A 22251-nucleotide genomic window follows, 5' to 3' on the forward strand; every position below is an offset into this window, starting at 1 on the left:
GATGGGAGCGCGCAGCCCTCCGCTTACGACCCGGCTGCGGGCGCCGCTGCGGCCGGCAGCATGGCCACGACCTCGTTGGTCTTGGTCATGAACTTCACGCCCTTCAGCCGCTCCTTGGGGTAGCCCGCCCACGCGCGCTCGACCTCGATGGAGGTGACCGCTTGCGTGGCGGCGCCTTCCGGCCGGGTGGCGATCACGTCCACCTCATAGACGCCGTCCTTCGGCGGGGCCGCGTAGATGCGCGGCAGGAAGGCCGCGTCGGTGTAGCCCGCCGACGGGGTCGCGCCAGCGACCTTGAGGATCAGCTTGCCGCTGTCGACTTCCACCTCCCCCGCCGAGACGCTGAGGATCTGCTCCTGGCCGGCGTACATCTGCGCGGGCCTCGCCAGCGACTTCGGCTTGACGGGCGCGGCCGGCGCCGCCGCCTCGCTCTTCGACCCCTCGCAGCCCGCCAGGGCGACACCGCCCGCCAGCAGCGCCGCCATCATCAGGATACGCATTCCTTGTCCTCCCCCTTGGTCGCCCAATGGCAGGAGGGTGCGCCCGCGCCGCGTGCGCCGCAAGCCCGCCGAACGGCGTTAGGTCGCCGCACCCGGGAGACGCCGCCTACCCGGCAAGGAAGGCCCAGGCGGCCCAGGCGCAGAAGGCGATCGCCGGCGCCGCCACAGCAAGCGCGAGCGCACGCGCCCGCCCGCCGAGATTCTTGGAGAACCGCACCAGGGCCATCGCGCAGAGCAGGTAGACAAGCAGGTTCGCGAGCACGGCGGCGTTGATCAGGGCGTTGAACTGCTTGGTCAGCGTCGGCGAGACCGTGACCAGCGCGGTCAACGACATGAGCACTGCCGTGGCGAGCACGCCGCGCACCGGCAGGCGCGAGCCGGGCTCGCCTGCAACGATCCGCGGGAGGTAGCCGCTGGCGGCGCCCGAGGCGCCGGCCTCCGCGGCGACCAGCAGCCAGCCGGCCAGGGTGCCCAGTGTCTTGGCGAGCGCGCAGGCGGCGACGATGGCGCCGGCCACCGGGCCCACCAGGCGCTGGACGACGTCGGCGAAGGGCGCCGTGGATTTCGCCAGCTCGGCGGCCGGGATCACGCCCATCACCGCAGCGGTGGCCGCCGCATAGATCACCGAGGCCAGCGCCACGCCGCCGAGCGCGGCGATCGGGAGGTTCCTCTGCGGATTATCAACGGCCTTGGCCGCGATCGTCGCGCTCTCGAGGCCAAGATAGGCCCAGAAGATGGTCACCAGGCTGGCCGGAATGGCCTGGCTGAGGGGCTGGCCGCTGACGTTCCAGGATGCGGCGAAGGTCGCCGCGTCGAAGGCCAGCAGGCCGAACCCCGTCGCGGCCACGATGGGCACGAGGCCGACCAGCAGGGTGGAGCCGGCGAGCCAACCGACGATGCGCGGCCCGGAGAGGTTGGCGAGCGTCATCAGCCAGATGGCGCCGATGGCGGCCATGGCTGTGGGCCAGGGGCCGATCAGCTGCGGGAGGAAGACGGCCAGATAGCCGACCGCCGCCAGGGCGATGGCCACGTTGCCGACCCAGCACGACAGCCAATAGGCCAGCCAGGCGACGAAGCCGGCCCAGCGATGCACCCCCTCTGCCGGATAGCGCACCAGCCCGTTGGGATCCGGCCGCATCGCCCCCAGGAAGGCGAACACCCCCGCGACCGCCAGCGCCCCGGCCCCGGCGATCCCCCAGCCGATCAGGCTGGCGCTGCCGACGCTGGCCAGCGAGGCCGGCAGCAGGAACAGGCCCGAGCCCACCATGTTGCCGGCCACCAGGAAGGTCGCGGTGAGCGGGCCGAGGCCCTTCTGCTTTGCGGTGTCGGACAACGCGGGTTCCCTGGGTTCGGGCCACCTGAACATATTCGGCCCCGGGGCGGGAGGCGCCCTCACCCGTTGGGAAAAGGAGCCTAGAACCGCCGCCGCTTAGCGTCGCGGAGCACCTCGCGGGCGGCGTTGTGGCCTGGCGCGCCGGTGACGCCGCCGCCGGGGTGCGTGCCTGCACCGCACTGGTAGAGGCCCGCTACCGGGGTCCGGTAGTCGCCGGCGCCCAGCACCGGGCGGGCGGAGAACATCTGATCCAGGCTGAGATTACCGTGCATGATGTCGCCGCCGACGAGTCCAAAGGTGCGCTCGAGGTCGAGCGGCGAGAGCACCTGCCGGCCCAGCACCGAGCCCTTGAAGCCCGGAGCATGGCGGTCGACGGTGTCGATCATCAGGTCGGCGACCTCGTCCCGATGGTCATCCCAGCAGCGGCCGTCCGGCAGAACCGGGGCCACGTGCTGGCAGAACAGGCTGGCCACGTGCTGGCCCGCCGGCGCGAGGCTGTCGTCCAGCGTCGACGGGATCAGCATCTCGACGATGGGTTCCTTCGACCAGCCGTGGGTGCGCGCATCCATATAGGCGCGGTCCATGTAGGCCAGGCTGGGCGCGATGATGATCCCGGCCGTCAGGTGGTCGCCCGCTTCCGGCTTGACCGTGAACCTCGGCAGTTCGGAGAGCGCCACGTTCATCCGGAAGGTGCCCGAGCCGGAGCGGAACCGCCCGATTCGTTCGCGGAAGTCGGCCGGCTGGACGCCGGGATCCACCAGGCTCTCGAACAGCAGCCGGGGATGCAGGTTGGAGACCACGGCGCGGGCCTGGATGGTCTCGCCTGCCTCCGTGACCACCCCGGTCGCGCGGCCACCCCGGGTCAGCACTTCCGCCACGCCGGCGCCCGTGCGGATTTCCACCCCCCGCTCGCGGCAGCAGGCGGCCATCGCCTGGGTGATCGCCCCCATGCCGCCGATGGCGTGGCCCCACGCCCCCTTCTTGCCGTTCACCTCGCCGAACACGTGGTGCAGCAGGACGTAGGCGGAGCCGGGCGTGTAGGGGCTGGCGTAGTTGCCCACCACGCCGTCGAAGCCGTAGGCCGCCTTGATCGGCGCGCTCTCGAACCAGCCGTCCAGCCAATCGCCCGCCGATTGCGAGAACAGCGCCAGCAGGTCGCGCTTGCCCGTCATGTCCAGCCGGTTGAGCCGCTTGCCCAGCGCCGCACTCTTCAGCAGCTCGGGCACGGCCTGGGCGAGGCCGCCCTCCACCAGGTTGGGGGGCGTCATCAGGACCAGCTCGCGCAGGACGTCGGCGATGCGCTCCAGCCGGTCGCCGTAGGCGTCCAGCCGCTCGGCGTCGCGTGTCGAGAACCGCGCCACCTCCGCCTTGGTCACCCCGTCCCCGACGCTGAAGGAGTCGCCCTCCAGCGGCAGGAAGTTGGACATCTTGCGTTCGACCACCTTCAGGCCGTGGCGGTGCAGCTCCAGGTCACGGATCACCTTGGGGTTCAGCAGGCTGACCGTGTAGCTGGCCACGGAGTTGCGGAAGCCGGGGTGGAACTCCTCCGTGACCGCCGCGCCGCCCACGACGCTGCGCCGCTCCAGAACCGTCACCTTCAGTCCGGCCGCAGCCAGATAGGCGGCGCAGGTCAGCCCGTTGTGGCCGCCCCCGACCACCACGACATCGGTCTTCGTCATCTCAGGCAGCTTCCTTGGGCGCAGTGCGGGGCGGGTGCGCAAGCGCGGCTTCCGGGATCATGGACTTCAGGCGGCGAGCGAAGGCGGACAGACAGACCTCGCCGGGCCCAAGCGGTCCGCTGACATAGCCCGAGGTGGCCATGCCCTCCTGCACCCGGGCGATCAGCACCGTGTCTTCGGCGTTGACCTGGCGGTTGATCCGCCAGTTGAGATAGCGGGCGGCCTTCACCTCACGCCGCGCGTCTGGCCGGACGTAGGCGATCTCGCGGATCAGGGTCTCGGTCGGCGAGACGGGGATGAACTGCATGAAGTCGACCTGGTCGGGGTAGACGTCGAAGGCGAGGTTCGGCCAGAGCCGGTAATAGCTCCACCGCCGCCGCCCCTGGGGCGGCAGGTGGTCGAAGCTGTCGAGCAGGGCCTGGTAGTTGCGCTCCACCCAGTTCGGCGACGGCGCGGCCTGAATGTCGCCCCACAAGGTGTCCGTCCACTCGCCGGCCGCCATCGAATAGCTCGGCCCGAACAGGCGCGTGAGACCCGGGTGCGCGACGGGGATGTGCAGGGCGTCGGCGTAGTTGTCGGCCACGTTCTTCCAGTTCACCGGCCGCGGGCGCAGCGTGACGCGGCCTTGCGGCTGCAGGGCTTCGAAGCCGTGCGGTTCGATCTCGGCCTCGTAAGGCGCCATCATCTCGGCCACGCTCGGCAGGCCCGGCGCGAAGCGCACGAAGATGAAGCCGCGCCACACCTCCTGTTCCACCGGCTTCAGGCCGTGGGCGGCGAGCTCCAGGCCCTCGAAGCCCTGCCAGCGCGGCACGTTCTTGAGGCTGCCGTCGAGATCGTAGCTCCACGCGTGGTACGGGCAGACGAGGCGATGGCCGCAGTTGCCCTCCGCCCCGTCCACCAGGCGGGCGGCGCGGTGGCGGCAGGCGTTGTGGAAGCTGCGCACCTGCCCGTCGGCCCCGCGCACCGTGACCACCCGCTCTCCCAGGATGTCCAGCGTCTGGTAGTCGCCCGCCTGGGGCACGTCGTTCAGGTGGCAGACGATCTGCCAGCCGGTGCGGAAGACCGTCTCCCGCTCCCGCTCGAAGAAGCCGGGATCGGCATAGATCCAGGCCGGCAGGCTCTGCTCAAGCTGCACTGACAAGGGCGCCTCCCGCTTGCTATACGCTCGTATAGCAAGCCACCCAATTACGGGCCAGCTTGACCGCGTCCTGCGGTGTGAATGTCGCGGGATCGAGGCACAGCTCCAGCCAGAGGCCATCCAGCAGGGCGGACAGACCAAGCGCCGCCATCCGCGGCTGCCGCACGCCCAGGTCGCCCAGCAGCGCTTCGATGCGGCCGCGGTAGGATCGGTAGGTCTCGGCGTGGACCCGCGCGGCGGCAGGATCGGTCCGCACCAGCCCCCAGAACCCGAGCCAGGCGGAGAGCAGGTCGCCATCGACGATGGCCGGCGAGAAGCTGGCCTCTAGGAAGGCGTCGAGCCGGGCCTGCGGCTCGGGCCCCGCGGCCGCCAGCGCCTCGTCGATCGCCAGGTCGACCCTGGCGACGACGTGCCGGTAGGCTTCGACCAACAGCTGGCCGAAGCCCCCGAAGTGGTGCCGGACCAGGCCGGGCGAGACGCCGGCGCGCCGCGCCACGTCTCGCACCGACACCGCCCCAAGGCCGCGGTCCGCCAAGCTGGCGAGCGCCGCCTCGATCAGCGCCTCCCGGCGGACCTCCGTCGGCTCCCGCGAGAAACGTCCGCTCAGAACGACTGCCCGAAGCGGACGCCCAGGATCCGCGGGCGGATCGGAGTGACGAACACCCGCGAGCAGACGGACGAGATGCACTGCACCCCGCGGTCGATCTGCCCCTCCTCGTCGAGCAGGTTCTTCACATAGGCTTCGAACCGCCAGTTCTCACGCTGCACTCCGGCGACCAGATCCACCGTGGTGTAGGCCGGCAGCTTGCCGACCACGTCACGGTCGGCCGCCTGCAGGTCCGGCCAGGCCGAACCAGTGTGCACCACGGACCCTTGCACATGGGCCTCCATGTCGCCCATGAGCGTCCACTCGTACCGTACGGTGGCGTTGACCTTGACCTTCGCGCTCACGGGGAGCCGCGTGCCCTTCACCGCCGCCGGCGGGGCCGAAGGGTCGGGGACGTAGTCCTCGTCCAGCTCGGCGTCGGTGTAGGACGCCGCCGCGTTCAGCGTCAGCCCTTCGGCCACGACCCAGCTGAGATCCGACTCGATCCCCTTCATCTTGGCCTTGCCAGCGTTGCGGATCTCGGTGAGCCCGTTGGCCCCGAGGAACGAGAACTGGAAGTCGTCCCACTTCTCGGAATAGACCGCCCCGTTCCACCGCACCCGGCGATCGAGCCACTGCGTCTTCCAGCCCAGCTCCAGGTTCTTCAGGTAGTCGGCCTGGTAGGGCGGAAGGGTGCCGCGCCGGTTGATCCCGCCGGGACGGTAGCCCGTCGAGTAGGTGAGATAGACCATCCGGTCGTCGTCGATCTCGTACTGCGCGTTCAGCCGGTAGGTGTGGCCGTTGTCCTCGGTGACCTTGTCGACGTTGGTGCAGGGGCCGCCGCGCACGACGGGCGGGCCAAAGCAGGCGGCGACGCCGGTCTGCGAGCTGTAGAAGTCGCTGAAGCCGAAGAAGCCCTCCAGGGAGTTCTTCGACTTGAAGAAGCGGATGCCGCCGGTGACCGACAGCTTGTCGGTAAAATCAAAGGTCGCATCGGCGAAGGCCGCATAGTCGCGATCCACCCGCAGCTGCTTGGTCAGCCAGATGGTGTCCGGCCAGCCCGGCACCTCGGTGGGCGCATTCAGGTCGTCGATCTTGTAGCGCTGCTGAATGTTGTGGGTCTGGCGCTGGTAGAAGAGACCCATGGTGACCCGCAGCGGCTGATCAGCCGGGGTCGCGACGCGGAACTCGTGGCTGGTCTTCTTGTAGGCGTCCTTCGCCTGGATGTACTGCGAGATGTCGTGCGGCCTGTCCGCATCGTCCAGCCAGTAGACGCCGTAGCCCGCAAGGGTGTCGTAGAAGTACGAGTAGTCCGAATAGTCGGACTCGCTGTCCACCCAGCGCTTCATCATGGCGCCCGCATAGACCAGGTCGAGGTTGGACACCGCGCCCTCGATGGTGAGGGCCGCCTGCACCCACTTGTCGTCGCTGCGCTCAGGACGGAAGCGGCTGACGTTCAGGTCGCCCTTGGTCGGGTCGTACGAGAAGTTGCCGTCGGCTTCGGTCCGCTGGGCGTTCAGCGTGGGCGTGATCGACCAGGTGTCGTCGAGGTCGATGCGCAGCGCCGCGCGGGCGCCGTAGGTGTCGACCTCGTTGTAGTCGTCCTCCACCAGGCGGTTGTTGTTGATGGTCACCGGCCCGAGATTGTCCGGCGGCAGGCCGATGGGGTAGGTCAGCGTCCCCGGCACGTTGTCGATGTAGCCGCCATCATGCTGCGCCCAGGCCACCAGGCGCACCGCGGCGTTCTCCCTCAGCGGCTGGTTCACATAGCCTTCGAACCCGTATCCGTAGTCCCCGTGGCTGACCTTGTTCACCTCGAGGTCGTAGGCCGCCGAGAAGCCGGAGGGCGAGGGCTTGTTGGTGATGATCCGGATTGTCCCGGCCTGGGAGCTGGCGCCGTAGAGCGTGCCCTGCGGGCCCGACAGCACCTCGACGCGGGCGATGTCATAGACGTGGATGTCCAGCGGTCCGGTGATCGTCGTCACCGGCTGTTCGTCGAGATACACGCCGACGCTGGGCAGCGGGCCCGAGTGGTTGCTGTTCTCGCCGGAGGCGACGCCACGCATGTAGATTGTGGAGAAGCCAGGCGCGGCCGTCTGCACCGTCACGTTCGGCAGGAACCGCGCATAGTCGGTCATGTCGGAGATCTGCAGCTCGTCCAGCCGTTCGGCGCCGATCGCCTGCACGCTGATCGGAACGTCCTGCAGGTTCTCGGAACGCTTCTGGGCGGTGACCACCACCTCTTCCAGCTGGGAGCCGGCGGTCTGGGCCAGGGCCGGCGCCGCCAGCCCGGTTAGCATGCTGGTGGCGAGCAGGGCCCCCAGCCTGTGGGTCGATCTCGTACTCATGCACACCCCCTCTTCTTGTGATCGCGCCCGTCAGGCGGGCGCCTTGGGATAGGCCTCCAGCACCGGGCCGAGAGCCGCCTTGAGCGGATCCAGCCAGGGCTCGAAGTTGCGCCAGTGCTCGGCGGCGTCGGTGTAGATCGGCTGGCGCACCTGCTCGGAACTGGCGGTGCGCACCGCACGATCGTTCTCGTAGAAGCGTAGGCAGCCGTCCTCGAACGGCAGGCCGCAGTGGGCCAGCAGGCGGCGCACCTCGGCTTCCGGGTCGGCGACCATCTCCTCGTAGATCACCCGGTGCACGCGGCCCGGCAGCACCTGATCGAAGTGATCCATCAGGCGGACGTAGTCGGCGTAGTAGCGGCCGACGTCCTCCAGCGAATAGGTGAAGCCCTGCCCCCGGGCGAAGTGCTGCTTGAAGCCCGAGAAGCAGCAGCCCATCGGATGGCGCCGCGCGTCGATGATCTTGGCGTTCGGCAGGATGAGGTGGATCAGACCCGTGTGCGCCCAGTTGTTCGGCATCTTGTCGATGAACAGCGGCCGGCCGAGCTTGCGGTGGATGCGGGTGCGCTCGAGGTACTCCTCTCCGAGCGCGCGGAGTTCGGCGGGGGAGAGCTCCTGCAGGGCTTCGGGATAGGCGGTGTCCCGCTCGGCACCCGGCCGACCGCCGATGCGCCGCGCCAGGCTGATGATGTCCGGCAGCTCCTGGGTGCCTTCCACCTGGCTGTGGCTCGCCAGGATCTGCTCGACGAGGGTGGAGCCCGAGCGCGGCAGGCCGACAATGAAGATCGGGTCGGGCGCGGCACAGCCCTGGCCGGAGCGGGCGGCCAGGAAGGCCGGCGTGAACACGGCGAGGGCCCGGCGGACCTGGTCTTCCGTGTCCTCGGCGCGATAGGCGAGGCTCTCCCGGCGCAGGGCGTTGCCGGCCGCATAGTGGCGGAAGGCGGCCGCGTAGGCGCCGGCGTCCTCGGCCGCCTTGCCGAGCGCGAACCGCAGGTGGAGCCGATCGTCGTCGGCCAGGCCCTCGCCCTCCAGGGCCGCCGTCATCGCCGCCACGTCGGCTTCGGCGAAGCGGAAGGTCTTCAGGTTGGCCAGGCTCCACCACGCCTCGCCCAGCGAGGGCTGCAGGTCGACGGCGCGGCGGTAGGCGGCCACCGCGTCGGGTTGGCGACCAACCGTCTTCAGCGCGTGGCCCAGGCTCATCCAGCCCTTGGGCTGACGCGGGAATTCGGTCAGCACCTCCTGGTAGAGGGCGATGGCGCGGTCGTACTCGCCGATGCGGCTGAGCGCGGCGGCCTTGAGGTTGCGGTAGCCCGGGTTCTTCGGGTCGGCCGCGAGCAGGCGCTCGACCTCCCGCAGCGCCTCCACGGGCTTGCTCTGGCGGTAGAGCACGGTCGCGTAGTTGTGCCGGGCGGCGGCGAAGCCGGGCGCCAGCTCCAGGCACCGCTGCAGCAGGGCCTCGGCGTCCGCCAGCCGGCCGAGCCTCGCGCCGGTCTCGGCCAGCATGCGGATGGCGGCGACGTCGGTGGGACGCTGCTTCAGGAAGGCCCGCAGCAGTCGCTCCGCCACCGCGATCCGGTTGTCGCAAAGGGCGGCGGCCGCCTCCACGAGCTGCGGATCGCGGACCGAGGCCCGCACATGGCGCGCATAGGCGGCGTCGGCGCGGGCGGCGTCGCCCAGCAGCGTCCAGGCGTCGCCAAGGCCGCGCCAGGCCTCCACGTGCTGCGGGTCGGCCGCCACGGCGCGCTCGAGGGCGGCGACGGCGGCTTCGGTTTCGCCCATGGCGGCGAGCGCCAGCCCGAGCTCGGCCTGGGCGGCGGGCCACTCCGGGTTGGCCCGGGCGAGGGGCGCGGCGACGTCGCGGGCCGCAGGGGCGGCGCCTTGGCGGCGGAGGGCGGCCGCCAGGAGCAGCAGGGCCTGGGGGTGTCCCGGGGCGGCCTTGAGGATCTCGCGGGACTGGGCCTCGGCCAGGGCCGGGCTTTGCGTCAGGAGGCGGGCCGCGTGGCCGAGCGCGGTGGCGAGCGTTCCTAGCGGCTCTGCGGCGGCGCGCGGCAAGCAGTTATCCGATCGTGCAACAACGGTACGCGGGATGGGAGGTGCGGCGCCCCAGGTTGTCAATGCACGGTCGCGCTCCGAGGGACCGTCGCCGCCCCACTGTGCTCTGATGACAATAAGATGACGCGCGAACGCCTGCGCCGCGGGCGCCCTCGCCTACGGCTGAGGGCGCTTCGCCTCGCGCCGGCCCCAGGTTGCGCCAATCCGTCACGGGCGGACGCGCAGGCGGCGAGCGCCCGTTGACCGCTTGGTTACCCCTTTTCGACTAGCCTCCCCGTCCAGGAACCGGATTCCAATCCGGGTCAGAGGCAGGGGTTAGCTTGTCGACGGAAGCTGAAAACGGGCGACGGCTGCGGGTGCTGCTGGCGGACGACCATCCGACCAATCGCGCCGTGATCGAGGTGGTGCTCGGCCTCATCGACTGCGACCTCGTGCAGGTCGAAGACGGGCTGCAGGCGCTGAACGCCTACAAGGGCGACGACTTCGACGTCGTGCTGATGGACCTGCAGATGCCAGTCATGGACGGCCTCACCGCCATCCGCGAGATTCGCCGCTTCGAGGTGGAGCAGGGCCGTCACCGGACGCCTGTCCTCGCCGTCACCGCCAACGCCATGAGCGAGCACGTGCAGGCCTCCCGGGCCGCCGGCGCCGACCACCACATCGCCAAGCCCGTGGTGCCCGACCTGCTGATCGGGGCGATCATCCAGTCCACGACCGAGGCCGCTCGCGCCGAGGCCCAGGCCGCTCGAGCCGGCTGAGCCGGCGCGATCTGCGAAAGCCCAAGGGCCGGCGCACCGCGCCGGCCCTTTGCTTTTGGCGATTAGAAAAGAGAAAGGCCGGCGCCCCGAAGGACGCCGGCCCGGAATTCCAGCCCTGAGGCGCGGTCTAGAACCGCCAGTCCAGGCTCACCGCCGCCGACACGGCATGGCCCTCGAAAGCCCCGACGGTCGGGACGGTCGTCTGCGCCGGGGTGCCGGCATAGAAGACGTCCAGGTCGGCGAGGTTGGCGTCGTCGAACCGGGTGTAGGCCAGGGCGCCGTTCAGCGTGAGCGCCGGGGTGAGTTGGGCGCTGGCGCCGGCGGCGAAGATCCAGCGGTCGCTGTCGAACACGCCCGGCTCCCGGAGCGAGTCGCGGGTCGGCGTCGGGTCATACTGCACGCCGCCGCGGACGGTGAGCGTCTCCCCCAGGGCGTGGTCCACACCCACCGCCACGGAGGTGGTGTTCTTGAACCGCTGCGGGATGCTCGCGGTCATGCCGGCGAAGCGCACGTCGATGCTGTCGTAGACGTCCCAGCCGGACCAGGTCACCTGACCGTTCAGCGTGGTCGCCTCGGTCACAGCGAAACGCGCGCCGGCGGTCAGCGTCGAGCGCGTGGTGAAGTTGGTGTCGGCCGGCGCGGTGAAGTTCGCGCCATCGAGCGGCGCCTGTAGCCCGCTCAGCGTGATGTCGCCTTCGAGTTCGTGCTTCACCTTGGAGCGATAGGCCAGGCCGAGCGTCAGGCGCTCGAGGTGGGCTTGGGCGCCAAGGGTGAAGCCGTAGTTCCAGCCGTCGCCGGTCAGCGCCTGCAGGCCGTCCGGCGCCGCCGGGTTCAGGTTCGGCGAGGCCTGGTCATAGTAGGCGTCGGTGTGGTTGGCGGTGACACCGAAGCCGAGGTCGAGCCAGTCCGTCGCCTGGATGGCGCCGGCGATCTGGATCTCCGTGACTTCGATCTTGCTGCGAATGGTGTCGTAGCGGGCCCAGGAGCCGGCGCCGAAATCGGTCTTCAGCCGGAACGGGGTGTGCACCGACAGGCCCAGCGCGAAGCGGTCCCCGACGGGCAGGGCGAGCGCGAGGTTCGGCGCGGCGAAATCCTGGCTCACATCGTCGACGGGCGAGGCGCCGCCCACGGGCAGCGTCAGGCCGGCGGGCGGGATGGGCCGCGTGATCCGGGTGCCGCGGTCTGCGAACTCGGTCTCGTCATTGCGGTAATGCGCGCCGACGCTCGCGCCGCGCGGACCCCGCGCGATGGCGGCCGGATTCCACAACAGCGCCGAGGCGCCCGTATCGGCGACCTCGCCGGAATTGGCGCGGCCGAGGCCTTCCGCCGTGACTTCGGTGACGCCGATGCCGCTGGCGGAGGCGGCGCCCGCCGACGCGAGCAGGGCCCCGGCGGCCACGAGACCCCCGAGGGCCCGATGATCCAGATTATACACGAGAACTATCCCCGACTTCGTCCGACCGGGGAGTGGCCGAACGTGACCTTATTGCCCGATTTTCATTACCGGGCGATTTATTGAACCGCCTTATGCCGCCAGCGATTGGGCGTCTTCGGCCGGCTCTTCCGGCGTCGCCACGGCCGGCAGCCGGACCAGGAACGACGAGCCGTGGCCCGGCTCGCTGGTCACCGAGATGCCGCCGCCCATGAGCGCGCAGAGCTTCTGGCTGACGGCGAGGCCGAGGCCCGTGCCGCCGTACTGGCTGGAGGTGGTGGCGCTGACCTGGCCGAAGTCCTGGAACAGCTTGGGCAGGTCTTCCTGCGCGATCCCGATCCCGGTGTCGTCCACGCGGATTTCGATCCAGTCGCCGGCTGCCTTCTCGTCCCGCCGCAAGGTGACGGTGATCGTGCCCTCGCTGGTGAACTTGGCGGCGTTGGAAAGCAGGTTCAGGACCACCTGGCGCAGCTTGGTCTGATCCGTGGTCACCGAGCCCAGGCGGCCCGTGGGCCGGATCACGAGCTGGTTGCCGTTCTGGGTCATCAGCGGCTGGGCGGTCGCAGCCACGTGCTCGACGAAGGTCTCGAGTTCAAAGGTGTCGAGGCTCAGCTCCACCGCATTGCTCTCGATGCGTGAGACATCGAGCACGTCGGTGACCAGAGCCAGCAGGTGCTGGCCGGCGGCGTTGATCCGGCCGAGGTCGGCCAGCTTCTGCTCATCGGCCCCCGTGTCCTGGCCATTCTCCAGCAGCAGCTCGGAGTAGCCGATCACCGCGTTCAGCGGGGTGCGGAACTCGTGGCTCATCTTGGCGAGGAAGATCGAGCGGGCGAGGTTGGCGCGCTCGGCCTGATCCTTAGCCTGACGCAGGCGCACGGCCGTGGCGCGGTGGCGCTCGGCCTCGCGTTCGAGGTCGGAGCGGAGGGAGATGGTGCTCACGTAATAGACGGCCATCCACGACATGTAGACGCTGGCCGAGAAGATCGAGATCCAGCCGACGTTGGTCAGCTGTTCCAGCGGCACCCGCTCGTCAAACCCGCCGTTCAAGGCATAGCCCGCGTAGAAGGCGAGCAGGTCGCCGGCGAACATGCCGAGCACCAGCAGCGGCCGTTCACCCAGGTAGAAGAAGCCCAGCAGCAGGGCGACAAGCAGCCAGGGCAGCAGCGGCGAGGACACCCCGCCGTAGTGGAACGAGCCGAACAGCGAGGCGAAGGCCAGCGTCTGCACGGACAGCAGCGCCACCAGCTGCAGGTTGCGCGTGAGCTTGAGCAGGAACGGCAGGGTCCAGAAGGACCAGATGGTCGCGACCATGGTCCAGACGACCCAGTTGGGTTTGGGATCGGTCAGGTAGAGGAAGACGCAGATCGACTGGGCCATAAGCGGCCCGAAGAGGTGCGTGAAGACGAAGTTGCGCGCCAGGCCCAGTTCGGAGCGCTCGCGTTTCGCGGCCTCCGGCACGAACCAGTCGATGACCTTGAGGATGTTTTCCCACATGCCCGTTCCGCCCCCGTTCGAGGGGCGCCCAGATTTCCCGGAGAGTCAGCACAGGGACGGATTAAGAACTCGTGCACGACAGCTCTTAACCCAGATAACCCGATCTTAATCGGCGCCGGGGAAATTGGCGCGAGCCGTGAGTTCAACTCGTGGCGCCGCAAGTGGATGGCAACGAAATCCTGCCCAATCCTTGGCGGCTCTTGGGGACGCGACCGATCATGAACACAGCCGCAGCGCAGGCGACCAATCTGCTCGACCGGTTCATCGACTGGTTCATTCCGGCCGAGGTGAGCGCTGCGCGCGAGAAGCGCCAGGAAGCGCGCATGTTCCTGATCAGCCACTGCTGCGGCCCCTTTCTGGGCAATGTGGTGCCGGGCGCGCTCCTGTTCCTCGACCCGACGCCGGGCTGGCCGACGGCCATCCTGGCGGTGTCGATCACCGCCTTCTGGGCGTTCCCGTTCCTGCTGAAGTGGCTTGGCCACTACAACCTGCTGACCTTCGTCTCGGTCCAGAACCTGGCGTTCTGCATCCTGTGGAGCTGCTATTGGTATGGCGGCGTCACCTCGCCCACCCTGCCTTGGGTGCTGACCATTCCCCTGCTGGCCTTCCTGTACCTCGGCCATTCGCCGAAGCTGCGGATGTATTCGCTCGCGCAGATGGCCGTGAACTTCGCGGCTTTCGTGGCGCTCTTCCACTTCCTGCCGCCGCCGAGCGACGACACCCCGCGTGAAGCCCTCCAGGGGCTGGGGATCGTCTCCACGCTCGCCTGCGCCGGCTATGTCACCATGATGGCGCTCTACTACCGCCGCATCCTGCAATCCGGCGTGGAGCTGGAGGCGGAGATGCGCGGCCACATGGCCACCGCCGCCCAGCTGCGCCGCGCCACCGCCGAGGCCGAGCGCGCCGGCGCCGCCAAGGCCGAGTTCGTCGCCAGCATGAGCCACGAGCTGCGCACCCCGCTGAACGCCGTGATCGGCTACTCGCAGATGCTCCTTGAGGACGCCGCCGACGAGGACGACCAGGAATCGATCGCCGACCTGGAGAAGATCCACAAGGCCGGCCACCATCTGCTGCGCCTGGTCAACGAGGTGCTCGACCTGTCCAAGATCGAGGCCGGCAAGATGGAGCTGGCGCCCGAGGACGTGGCCGTGGGCGAGTTCGTCAGCGCCGTGGCCGAGCACAAGCGGGCCAAGGCCGACGCCAAGGGCGTCGCGCTGGTCGTCGAGCTCGGCGCCGGCCTCGGCACCGCGCGGTGGGACGGGCAGCGTGTCCGCCAGGCCCTGGGCCAGGTGATCGACAACGCCATCAAGTTCACGAACGAGGGCCAGGTCACGGTGAACGTCGCCCGGCGCGCCGCGCGCACGGGAGAGACGATCGTCATCGAGGTCCGCGACACGGGCATCGGCATCTCGCCCGAGATGCTTCCCAACCTGTTCGAGAAGTTCACGGTGGCGCGCGACGCCAGCGCGTCCAAGTACGGCGACACGGGCCTGGGCCTCGCGCTCAGCCTCGCCCTCTGCAACCTGATGGGCGGCGCCATCACAGCCGCCAGCGAGCTCGGCAAGGGCTCGACGTTCACCCTCACCCTCCCGGCGGCGCCCGCCGCCAAGCGCAAGCGGCGGACGCGTGAAGACGCCGCCGAGCTGGTCGCCTGAGCCTGAAAGCCTCCGGAATCCTCACATGACGAAGATCCTGCTGGTCGAAGACAACGAGATGAACCGGGACATGCTCACCCGCCGCCTGACGCGGCAGGGGTTCGAGGTCTGCTGTGCGCCGGACGGGCCGAGCGGCGTGGCCATGGCGGAGAGTGAACGGCCCCAGGTGATCCTGATGGACATCGCGCTGGGCGACATGGACGGCTGGGAAGCCACCACGCTGATCAAGCAGCGTGCTTCCACCGCCGACATCCCCGTGATCGCGCTCACCGCCCATGCTCTGGCTACCGACCGGGCGCGCAGCGTGGAGGTCGGCTGCGCCGATTTCGACACCAAGCCCGTCGACCTGCCCAGGCTGCTGGGCAAGATCAACGCCTGCCTCGGCGCCCGGGCCGCCTGAGCCTCCTCCACCGAGCGACAACCGAACGCCCGCCGCACCCGGCGGGCGTTTTTCTTTGGCGGGTGCGCGCCCTGCAACCTGGAATTTCCAAGCACACCAATAGCTTGCCAGGACACATCTCGTTAACTGCACTCTAGCACGAGCAGTTAACCTCGCCTGTAAACTGTAGCAATACCTTCTGTACACCGCAGAATAACACCTGAGCTGTACAACACACTCCGAACCCGAGAACAGGGTGGGGAGCTATCAATGCTGAAGGCATTCAATAACTATACGCCGCCAGCGGCCCTCACGGGCAGCATGCGCGATTTCCGCTATCCCAAGGGCCGCGATCTCGAGGCCCGGGTGGCGGGCTTCTTCAAGTGGCAGAACCTGCGCCGCCAGAATGGCCTGTGGCCGTTCTCGCGCTCGACGGAGGAAAGCCCCTCGACGGTCTGCGCCGCCCGCGACGACGCCGGCGGCAAAATCGACGGCGTGAACTTCGCCAGCCAGGACTACCTCTCGATGTCGGTGAATCCGGTCATCAAGAAGGTGGCCCAGGAGGTGATCGAGGAGTTCGGTGTGCACAGCGCGGGGTCTGCGGCGCTGCTGGGCAACACCCACCACTCGGTCCTGCTGGAACGCAAGATCGCCGACTTCCTGGGCATGCCCGAAGCCATCCTGTTCCCGACCGGCTGGGCCGCGGGTTACGGGGTCATCAAGGGCCTGGTGCGCTCCACCGACCACATCGTCATGGACTCGCTCGCCCACACCTGCCTGCAGGAAGGCGCCAGCGCCGCCACGCGCAACATCTACCTGTTCCGCCACAACATGGTCGGCGAGTGCCGCAAGTGGCTGGAGAAGATCCGCGCCAAGGACCAGGAGAACGGCATCATGGTGGTCATCGAGTCCCTGTACTCGATGGACTCCGACACCCCGGACATCGCCGCCATGCAGGCGCTGTGCGACGAGTTCGACGCCACCCTGATGGTCGACGTGGCCCACGACCTGGGCAACCTCGGCGATGACGGCCGCGGCCATATCGGCATGCAGGGCATGCTGGGCAAGGTCGACCTGGTGATGGGCTCGTTCTCCAAGACCTTTGGTTCGAACGGCGGCTTCGTGGGCTGCCGCTCGCGAGAGGTGAAGGAGTACCTGCGGTTCTATTCGCCGCCCTGCACCTTCTCCAATGCGCTGTCGCCGATGCAGGCCGCCACCGTGCTCAAGGCCTTCGAGATCATCGAGTCGGTGGAAGGCGCCGAGCTGCGCAACAAGCTGATGACCAATGTGCTGAGCCTCCGCCGCCAGCTGGTGGAAGCCGGTTTCGAGGTCTACGGCGACCCGTCGGCGATCGTCTGCGTCAAGATGGGCTCGGAAGGCCTGGCGCGGCTCGTCAGCCGACGCCTGCCCGAGACCGGCCTGATCGCCAACCTGGTGGAGTTCCCGGCCGTGCCGAAGGGCCAGGCCCGGTTCCGCATGCAGGTCATGGCCAACCACACGCCGCAGAACATCCGCGACGCGGTGAAGCGTCTGAAGGCGGCCTACGAGATGGGCCTGGCCGAGTTCGAGGCCCAGACCGGCGCCGAGGCCGAGCCGCTGCGCGCCACCGCCTGAGGCGGCGCACAGCCGAAACGAGGAAGGGCCGGGCGGCGACGCCCGGCCCTTTTCCTATGCGACTTCGACCACGCACTCACGACAGCAGACGCAAGGCCGCCCGGCGGAGGCGGCCTTGCGATCAGGAGATCCGTTCTGGGGTCGGGGCTCAGGCCGCGGCGGCGAGCGCGGGCAGCGGCAGGACGATGCGGAACACAGCGCCCTGGCCCGGCTGGCTCTCGGCGGCGATCTCGCCGCCCATCAGGCCCACCAGGCCGCTGCAGATCGCCAGGCCGAGGCCCACGCCGCCAAATCGGCGGGTGAGCGAGCCATCGGCCTGTTCGAAGGGGCGGAACATCCGCTCGGCAGTCTCGGGATCGAAGCCCACGCCGGTGTCGCGCACCTCGAAGGCCACGCCGGCCGGCGCTGGCGTGACGCTGAGCGCCACCTCGCCGAACTCGGTGAACTTCACCGCATTGTCCAGCAACTTGCCAAGGACCTGGCGCAGCCGGGCGGCGTCCACCTGCACGAGCCCGGCCATGGGGGCCGCCTCCAGGCGGAACGCCAGCCCCTTGGCCTCGGCCTTGCGCCGGGCTTCCGTGGCGACGTCCTCGATCAGGGCGTTGAGGTCCGCCGGCTCGGGGGCAAGGGTCAGCCCGCCGGCGGTGAGATCCAGGGTGTCCAGCAGGTCGGCGACCACGCCGTGCAACTGGTCGGAGGACGCATTGACGATGTCGACCATGCGTCGCTGCTGATCGCTCAGCGGCGTGCGGGCCAGCATCTGGCCCATGCCGATCATCCCGTTCAGCGGTGTGCGCAGCTCGTGGCTGACGATCACCAGGAATTCGTCCTTCGAGCGGTTGGCGGCCTGCGCCTCGGCGAGCGCCACCCGCAGCTGTTCGGTGCGCTCGCCGATGCGGCGCTCCAGGTCCTCGTTGGCTCGCGACAGCGCCTCGTTCGCGCGGCGCACATGTTCTTCGGCGCGGCGGCTGCGCACCTGCGTCGACACGCGCGCCAGGGCGACGGCGAAGTCGACGGGCTTGGTGATGTAGTCGTTGGCGCCGGCGGTCAGCGCCTCGACGATGTCCTGGCTCTCGGTCTTGCCGGTCACCATTATCACGGGCAGCTGCACGTCGTTGTACTGCTCACGGATCCGGCGCAGCACCTCGAGGCCGTTCATGTCCGGCATCATGACGTCGAGCAGCACCACGTCGAAGTCGCCGGCGGCGATCATCTCGAGCGCGCCACGGCCGGACTCCGCTTCCGCAATCTCGAACCCGCGCCGCTGGAACCGTCGACCCAGGATGGTCCGGTTGTCGGCCACGTCGTCGACGATGAGGATGCGGGACGGCCTGTCCTGGCCGTCGATGGTGGCGAGATCGTCTGCCATCCCAACCTCGAAATAACGCCCGCAGCTGCTACGAATACCGACACACTGCAGCGAACGACTTAAATATCCGTGCACGTGACGCGCCCGCACGCACGTAGAGAACGTCGAAATCTATATCCGCGATTGCTTCCGGCGGCAAAAGACAACCGCGAGTTTCGCATTATGGTTACCTGGTGATTACTCCTGTGGTTACCAGTGATCAACGTTCATCTCAGCGTTTCTTAAGGTTTACACGCTAGAACCGCATCAACGATAAGCCAAACAGGATGCAGGTGATGGCTTCCTTCAAGATCGCGGCTGCGGCCGCCCTGGCGGCGGCGACCTTCGCCGGCGCCGCTCAAGCTCAGGACGCGGGCCGCTGGTTCGTCCATGCCGGCCCGGCCTTCGTGGAGCCGGCGGAGAGCGCCGACATGACGGCCGGCGGGCAGCCGGTGCCGGGCGCCGACGTGTCGATCGACGGCCGCTGGACCGCCGAGGTCGAGGTCGGCTACTTCCTGACGCCGAACATCGCCCTCGCCGCGGCTGGGGGCTTCCCGCCCAAGTTCAACGTGGACGCCAGCGGCACGCTGGCCGCCCTCGGCCGCGCCGGCACCATGACCGGCGGCCCGGCCGGCGTCATGGCGCAGTACCACTTCAATCCGGACGGGCCGGTCTCGCCCTACGTCGGCGCCGGCGCCAGCTTCCTGATCGTGTTTGACACGGAGGATGGCGCCCTCAACGACCTCGAAGCCGACAGCGCCGTAGGCACCGTGGTGCAAGCTGGGGTCAACGTCATGGCCAACGACCGCTGGGGCGCCTTCTTCGATGTGAAGAAGGCCTGGGTGGGCACCGTGGCCAAGGCTAATCTCGGTCCGACCCCCGTCCGCGCTAAGGTCAAGGTCGACCCGCTCGTGGTCAACGCCGGCCTCACCTACCGCTTCTAGCCGGCTTCAGGATCCCCGGGGCGACGCCTTACGCCGCTCCGGGCCCTTGTAGTCGGGGTCCTGGCGCCGCCGGCGGTCAGGCCCGAAATAGTCTTCCGACCGGACGAACGGCCGTGGCGCGTGGATCAGCGCCTCGATGCGCCGCAACAGCCCCACGATGGTGAAGGGCTTGCTCAGGAACTCGGTCACGCCCGCGTCCCGCGCCGCCTGGACCCGCCGCTGCTCGGTATAGCCGGTCAGCATCAGGATCGGCAGGTAGGGATTGCTGCTGCGCGGGTCGGTGCGCACGCGTTGCACCAGCCGGATCCCTTCGTCGCCCTTTCCCAGGTTCTGGTCGACGATCAGCATGTCGAAGGCGCCGCCCTGCAGGTCCTCGAAGGCCCGCTCAGCCGTCGCGGCCAGCACCATGTCCTTGGCGCCCACGCTCGCGAGCACCGACCGAACGATCTCGGCGGCGTTACGATTGTCGTCGACGATCAGGAGACGTAAGGCGCGTAGGTCCATGCGTCGGCCGTGACAAGCTCCCCAAACAGCGCGCGACCGGCGCTCCCCCGAACGCCCGGTTGTGGCCGCAGCCCCGCACCGGCGGGAAACCCAGCCAGGCGCGAACCCTATCTGACACTCAAGGCCAAGCTTCGCCAAGCCCTTGAGATCACGTGTTTTGCTGCTGCAAGCGTGGGTCGCCACCCCCCGGTTGAGCCGGCGACAGCCTGGCCGTGTGCCGGGCGACGCCCGCGGCGGATCAGGCGGCAGGAGCCGGGGAGAGCAGCCCTTCAAACAGCGGCCGCACGTAGTGGGCCGCAGCGCCGTCCGTGGCAAGGCCCTCGGCCCAGTAACGCAGGTCCGCCGAGGCGTTGATCATGCCGCTGACCAGTTGCGCGGCGACATAGACGTCCACTGGCCGGACAGAACGATCGGCTATGCCGTCACACAGCATCGACGCGAACCGGAGTGAGATCCGGTCGAACTCGCGGATCAGCTCGTCTCCGATCGATTTCGGCACGGTGGAGAGCGCCGAGCTGCGCAGCAGCGGCAACCGACCGGTCAGCTGGTGGTGCACCAGCGAGACGCAGGTCTGGGCCAGCACCTTCATCCCTGTCCCGCCGTCGGCCTCGGCCGCGCGGATGGCCCGCCACATGATCTGGAAGGTGCGCTGAAAGCAGGCCACCACCAGTTCATCCTTGGTGGCGTTGTGGTGGTAGAAGGCGCCCTTCGACACATTCAGCCGCGCCGAGATCCGCTCCACGGAGGCGCCATGGTAGCCCTCCTGGTTGATCAGCTCGGTGGCGGCGCCCAGGAATAGCTCGGCCGGGTCATCCGGGTCGGCCGCGGCCGCCAGGGGCAGCAGCTCGAACGCCGGCCAGGCCGCGCCGGCCGGGAGGATTCCGTCGGCCAGGACGCCCCCCATCCGGTGGGCGATCCGGCCATAGTCCTCCACGTCGATGGTCTGCAGCCAGGCGACGCCCCAGAACACCTCCGCCAGCAGCAGGTGGGTCCGCGCGCTGCGGTCGAGCCTCGGCAGCGGACGCTCCGGCGGGCCCTGCAACAGGTCGCGAGCGTGCCGGAACATGGCCACGAACGCCTCCCCGACGGCCGGCGAGTTCAGCCCACGGGCGTCATTGAGGATCGCGATCTCCTCGGCTTCCCCGAGATGCGCCTTACGTTTGAACGTCAGAAAGGCCTCGATGAACGCCTGCAGCCGGGCCCGGTCGTCGCGGCCGGCCGCCACGCCCTCCGCCACCAGAGCGTCGTAGCGTTCGATGGCGCGCAGGAAGCAGGCCGCCGCGAGTTCTTCCTTGTTCTTGAAGTAGTAGATGACGCCGGTGGGCACGAGGTCCAGCCGGGCCGCGACATCCCCGAGGGTCATGCCACGCACGCCCTTTACGTTGATCTCACTTACCGCCGAGGCGATGATCGCATTCCGTCGCGCTTCGAATCTGCGCGTCGGCATGCGCGCGCCCTTCAGCGCCTCGCCGTCGTCCAAGCCAGCCATTGCGGCCTCATGTTGTCCCGTCCGTCACCACGATAACGTGCGGAGTACGGCGCTAAAATGTCCAACGGTGTCACAGCCGCACATTTATTCGGCGAAGGACGTACTACTTAGACGGGAACCTGACATACCCACACCAGACGCGGTCCCGCCGGCGTTTGGCGCCCCCCTCAGGGCCACTCGACCTCCGCCCAAGCCGGGGCATGGTCGCTCGCCCCCGGCTCCCCGCGCACCCATGCGTCGACACCCGAGTTCCTGAGCCGCGACGCAAGGGCCGGGCTCAGGAGCAGGTGGTCGAGCCGCATGCCGGCGTTGCGCGTCCAGGCGTCGCGAAGGTAATCCCAGAAGGTGTAGAGCCTGGCCTCGCCGTGCACGGCGCGCAGCGCGTCGGACCAGCCCTGGTCCAGCAGCCGCCGGAAGGCCGCCTTGCTTTCGGGCTGCTGCAATGCGTCGGCGGTGCGCGGCTTCACGCGGTAGATGTCGAGGTCCGTCGCCACCACATTGAAGTCGCCGGCCAGCACGGCGGGCACCCCGGCCGCAAGCAGCCCTTGGGCGTGCCCGATCAGTCGCTCGAACCAGGCGAGCTTGTAGGCGAACTTCGGGCCCGGCTGCGGGTTGCCGTTCGGCAGGTACACGCAGCCCACCAGCACCCCGCCCACGGCGGCTTCGATGTAGCGCCGCTGAACGTCATGCGGATCGCCCGGCAAGGCGCGTCGCGTCGGCACGGGCGCGGCGCCCCGGGCCAGGATCGCCACTCCGTTCCAGGTCCGCTCGCCGGTCCACACCGCGCCGTAGCCAGCCTGCTCCAGCGCCCGCGCCGGGAACAGCGCATCCGCCGTCTTGGTCTCCTGCAGGCAGACCACGTCCGGCTGGGCGACCGCCAGCCAGGCCAGCAGGTTCTCCAGCCGCTTGTTGACGTTGTTGACGTTGAATGTGGCGATCCGCATGCGCGGGCTGGATTACGCCCGCCGATCGGCTAGCGTTCCCGGCAACGGCGGAGACAC

18 protein-coding genes are annotated in these 22251 nt (G+C 69.1%); 5 read left to right on the forward strand and 13 right to left on the reverse strand.

Translation table 11 applies throughout. The features are described 5' to 3' along the window. Nucleotides 1–23: 23 nt before the first annotated feature. The 7 genes from VIL67_RS01070 to VIL67_RS01100 form a co-directional block, all read right to left on the reverse strand. Nucleotides 24–500 (reverse strand): hypothetical protein, encoded by a 477-nt coding sequence (locus VIL67_RS01070; RefSeq protein WP_332046989.1) that lies wholly within the window; start codon nt 498–500, stop codon nt 24–26. Nucleotides 501–606: 106 nt separating this feature from the next. Then, nucleotides 607–1833 (reverse strand): amino acid permease, encoded by a 1227-nt coding sequence (locus VIL67_RS01075; protein ID WP_332046990.1) that lies wholly within the window; start codon nt 1831–1833, stop codon nt 607–609. Between the two features lie 80 nt (nt 1834–1913). Further along, a complete protein-coding gene (locus VIL67_RS01080) occupies nt 1914–3512 on the reverse strand; it encodes a phytoene desaturase family protein (RefSeq protein WP_332046991.1) in 1599 nt (532 codons plus the stop codon). A 1-nt stretch (nt 3513) separates the two neighbouring features. After that, complete coding sequence (locus VIL67_RS01085) at nt 3514–4647, reverse strand: aromatic ring-hydroxylating oxygenase subunit alpha (protein ID WP_332047968.1); 1134 nt, start codon at nt 4645–4647, stop codon at nt 3514–3516. A gap of 22 nt (nt 4648–4669) precedes the next feature. Beyond that, nucleotides 4670–5338, reverse strand: a complete 669-nt coding sequence (betI, locus tag VIL67_RS01090) for a transcriptional regulator BetI (protein WP_332046992.1) — start codon at nt 5336–5338, stop codon at nt 4670–4672. After that, nucleotides 5254–7584, reverse strand: a complete 2331-nt coding sequence (locus VIL67_RS01095) for a TonB-dependent receptor (protein ID WP_332046993.1) — start codon at nt 7582–7584, stop codon at nt 5254–5256. The genes betI and VIL67_RS01095 overlap by 85 nt, the downstream gene beginning before the upstream one ends. Before the next feature lie 30 nt (nt 7585–7614). Next, nucleotides 7615–9633 (reverse strand): tetratricopeptide repeat-containing sulfotransferase family protein, encoded by a 2019-nt coding sequence (locus VIL67_RS01100; RefSeq protein ID WP_332046994.1) that lies wholly within the window; start codon nt 9631–9633, stop codon nt 7615–7617. Nucleotides 9634–9953: 320 nt separating this feature from the next. Here VIL67_RS01100 and VIL67_RS01105 point away from each other — a divergent pair, with 320 nt between their 5' ends. After that, nucleotides 9954–10391 carry a response regulator gene (locus tag VIL67_RS01105; protein ID WP_332046995.1) on the forward strand — a complete coding sequence of 146 codons (438 nt, stop codon included), beginning with the start codon at nt 9954–9956 and terminating at the stop codon, nt 10389–10391. A 127-nt stretch (nt 10392–10518) separates the two neighbouring features. Here VIL67_RS01105 and VIL67_RS01110 read toward each other — a convergent pair whose 3' ends face one another. After that, a complete protein-coding gene (locus VIL67_RS01110; protein ID WP_332046996.1) occupies nt 10519–11826 on the reverse strand; it encodes an OmpP1/FadL family transporter in 1308 nt (435 codons plus the stop codon). Nucleotides 11827–11916: 90 nt separating this feature from the next. After that, nucleotides 11917–13317, reverse strand: a complete 1401-nt coding sequence (locus tag VIL67_RS01115) for a sensor histidine kinase (protein ID WP_332046997.1) — start codon at nt 13315–13317, stop codon at nt 11917–11919. A gap of 218 nt (nt 13318–13535) precedes the next feature. On the opposite strand from VIL67_RS01115, the gene VIL67_RS01120 reads away from it, so the two are divergent. The 3 genes from VIL67_RS01120 (at nt 13536) to VIL67_RS01130 (ending at nt 16965) form a co-directional block, all read left to right on the forward strand. After that, nucleotides 13536–14972: a sensor histidine kinase gene (locus VIL67_RS01120; RefSeq protein ID WP_332046998.1), complete on the forward strand. Its 1437-nt coding sequence runs from the start codon at nt 13536–13538 to the stop codon at nt 14970–14972. Between the two features lie 25 nt (nt 14973–14997). After that, nucleotides 14998–15372, forward strand: a complete 375-nt coding sequence (locus VIL67_RS01125; protein ID WP_332046999.1) for a response regulator — start codon at nt 14998–15000, stop codon at nt 15370–15372. A gap of 249 nt (nt 15373–15621) precedes the next feature. After that, a complete protein-coding gene (locus tag VIL67_RS01130; protein ID WP_332047000.1) occupies nt 15622–16965 on the forward strand; it encodes an aminotransferase class I/II-fold pyridoxal phosphate-dependent enzyme in 1344 nt (447 codons plus the stop codon). 148 nt (nt 16966–17113) lie between these two features. Here VIL67_RS01130 and VIL67_RS01135 read toward each other — a convergent pair whose 3' ends face one another. Further along, entirely contained in the window at nt 17114–18334 is a 1221-nt protein-coding gene (locus VIL67_RS01135) for a hybrid sensor histidine kinase/response regulator (RefSeq protein ID WP_332047001.1), read from the reverse strand. 275 nt (nt 18335–18609) lie between these two features. Here VIL67_RS01135 and VIL67_RS01140 point away from each other — a divergent pair, with 275 nt between their 5' ends. Beyond that, complete coding sequence (locus VIL67_RS01140; protein WP_332047002.1) at nt 18610–19257, forward strand: OmpW/AlkL family protein; 648 nt, start codon at nt 18610–18612, stop codon at nt 19255–19257. A 6-nt stretch (nt 19258–19263) separates the two neighbouring features. Here VIL67_RS01140 and VIL67_RS01145 read toward each other — a convergent pair whose 3' ends face one another. From VIL67_RS01145 to VIL67_RS01155, 3 genes are all read right to left on the reverse strand, one after another. Next, on the reverse strand, nt 19264–19761 hold the full coding sequence (locus VIL67_RS01145; protein WP_332047003.1) for a response regulator: 498 nt from the start codon (nt 19759–19761) through the stop codon (nt 19264–19266). 238 nt (nt 19762–19999) lie between these two features. Further along, nucleotides 20000–21250, reverse strand: coding sequence for a TetR/AcrR family transcriptional regulator (locus VIL67_RS01150; RefSeq protein ID WP_332047004.1), 1251 nt, complete (start codon nt 21248–21250; stop codon nt 20000–20002). 167 nt (nt 21251–21417) lie between these two features. After that, a complete protein-coding gene (locus VIL67_RS01155) occupies nt 21418–22194 on the reverse strand; it encodes an exodeoxyribonuclease III (RefSeq protein WP_332047005.1) in 777 nt (258 codons plus the stop codon). Nucleotides 22195–22251: the final 57 nt, after the last annotated feature.

It is taken from the genome of Phenylobacterium sp., from assembly GCF_036563385.1.
GTDB lineage: Bacteria > Pseudomonadota > Alphaproteobacteria > Caulobacterales > Caulobacteraceae > Phenylobacterium.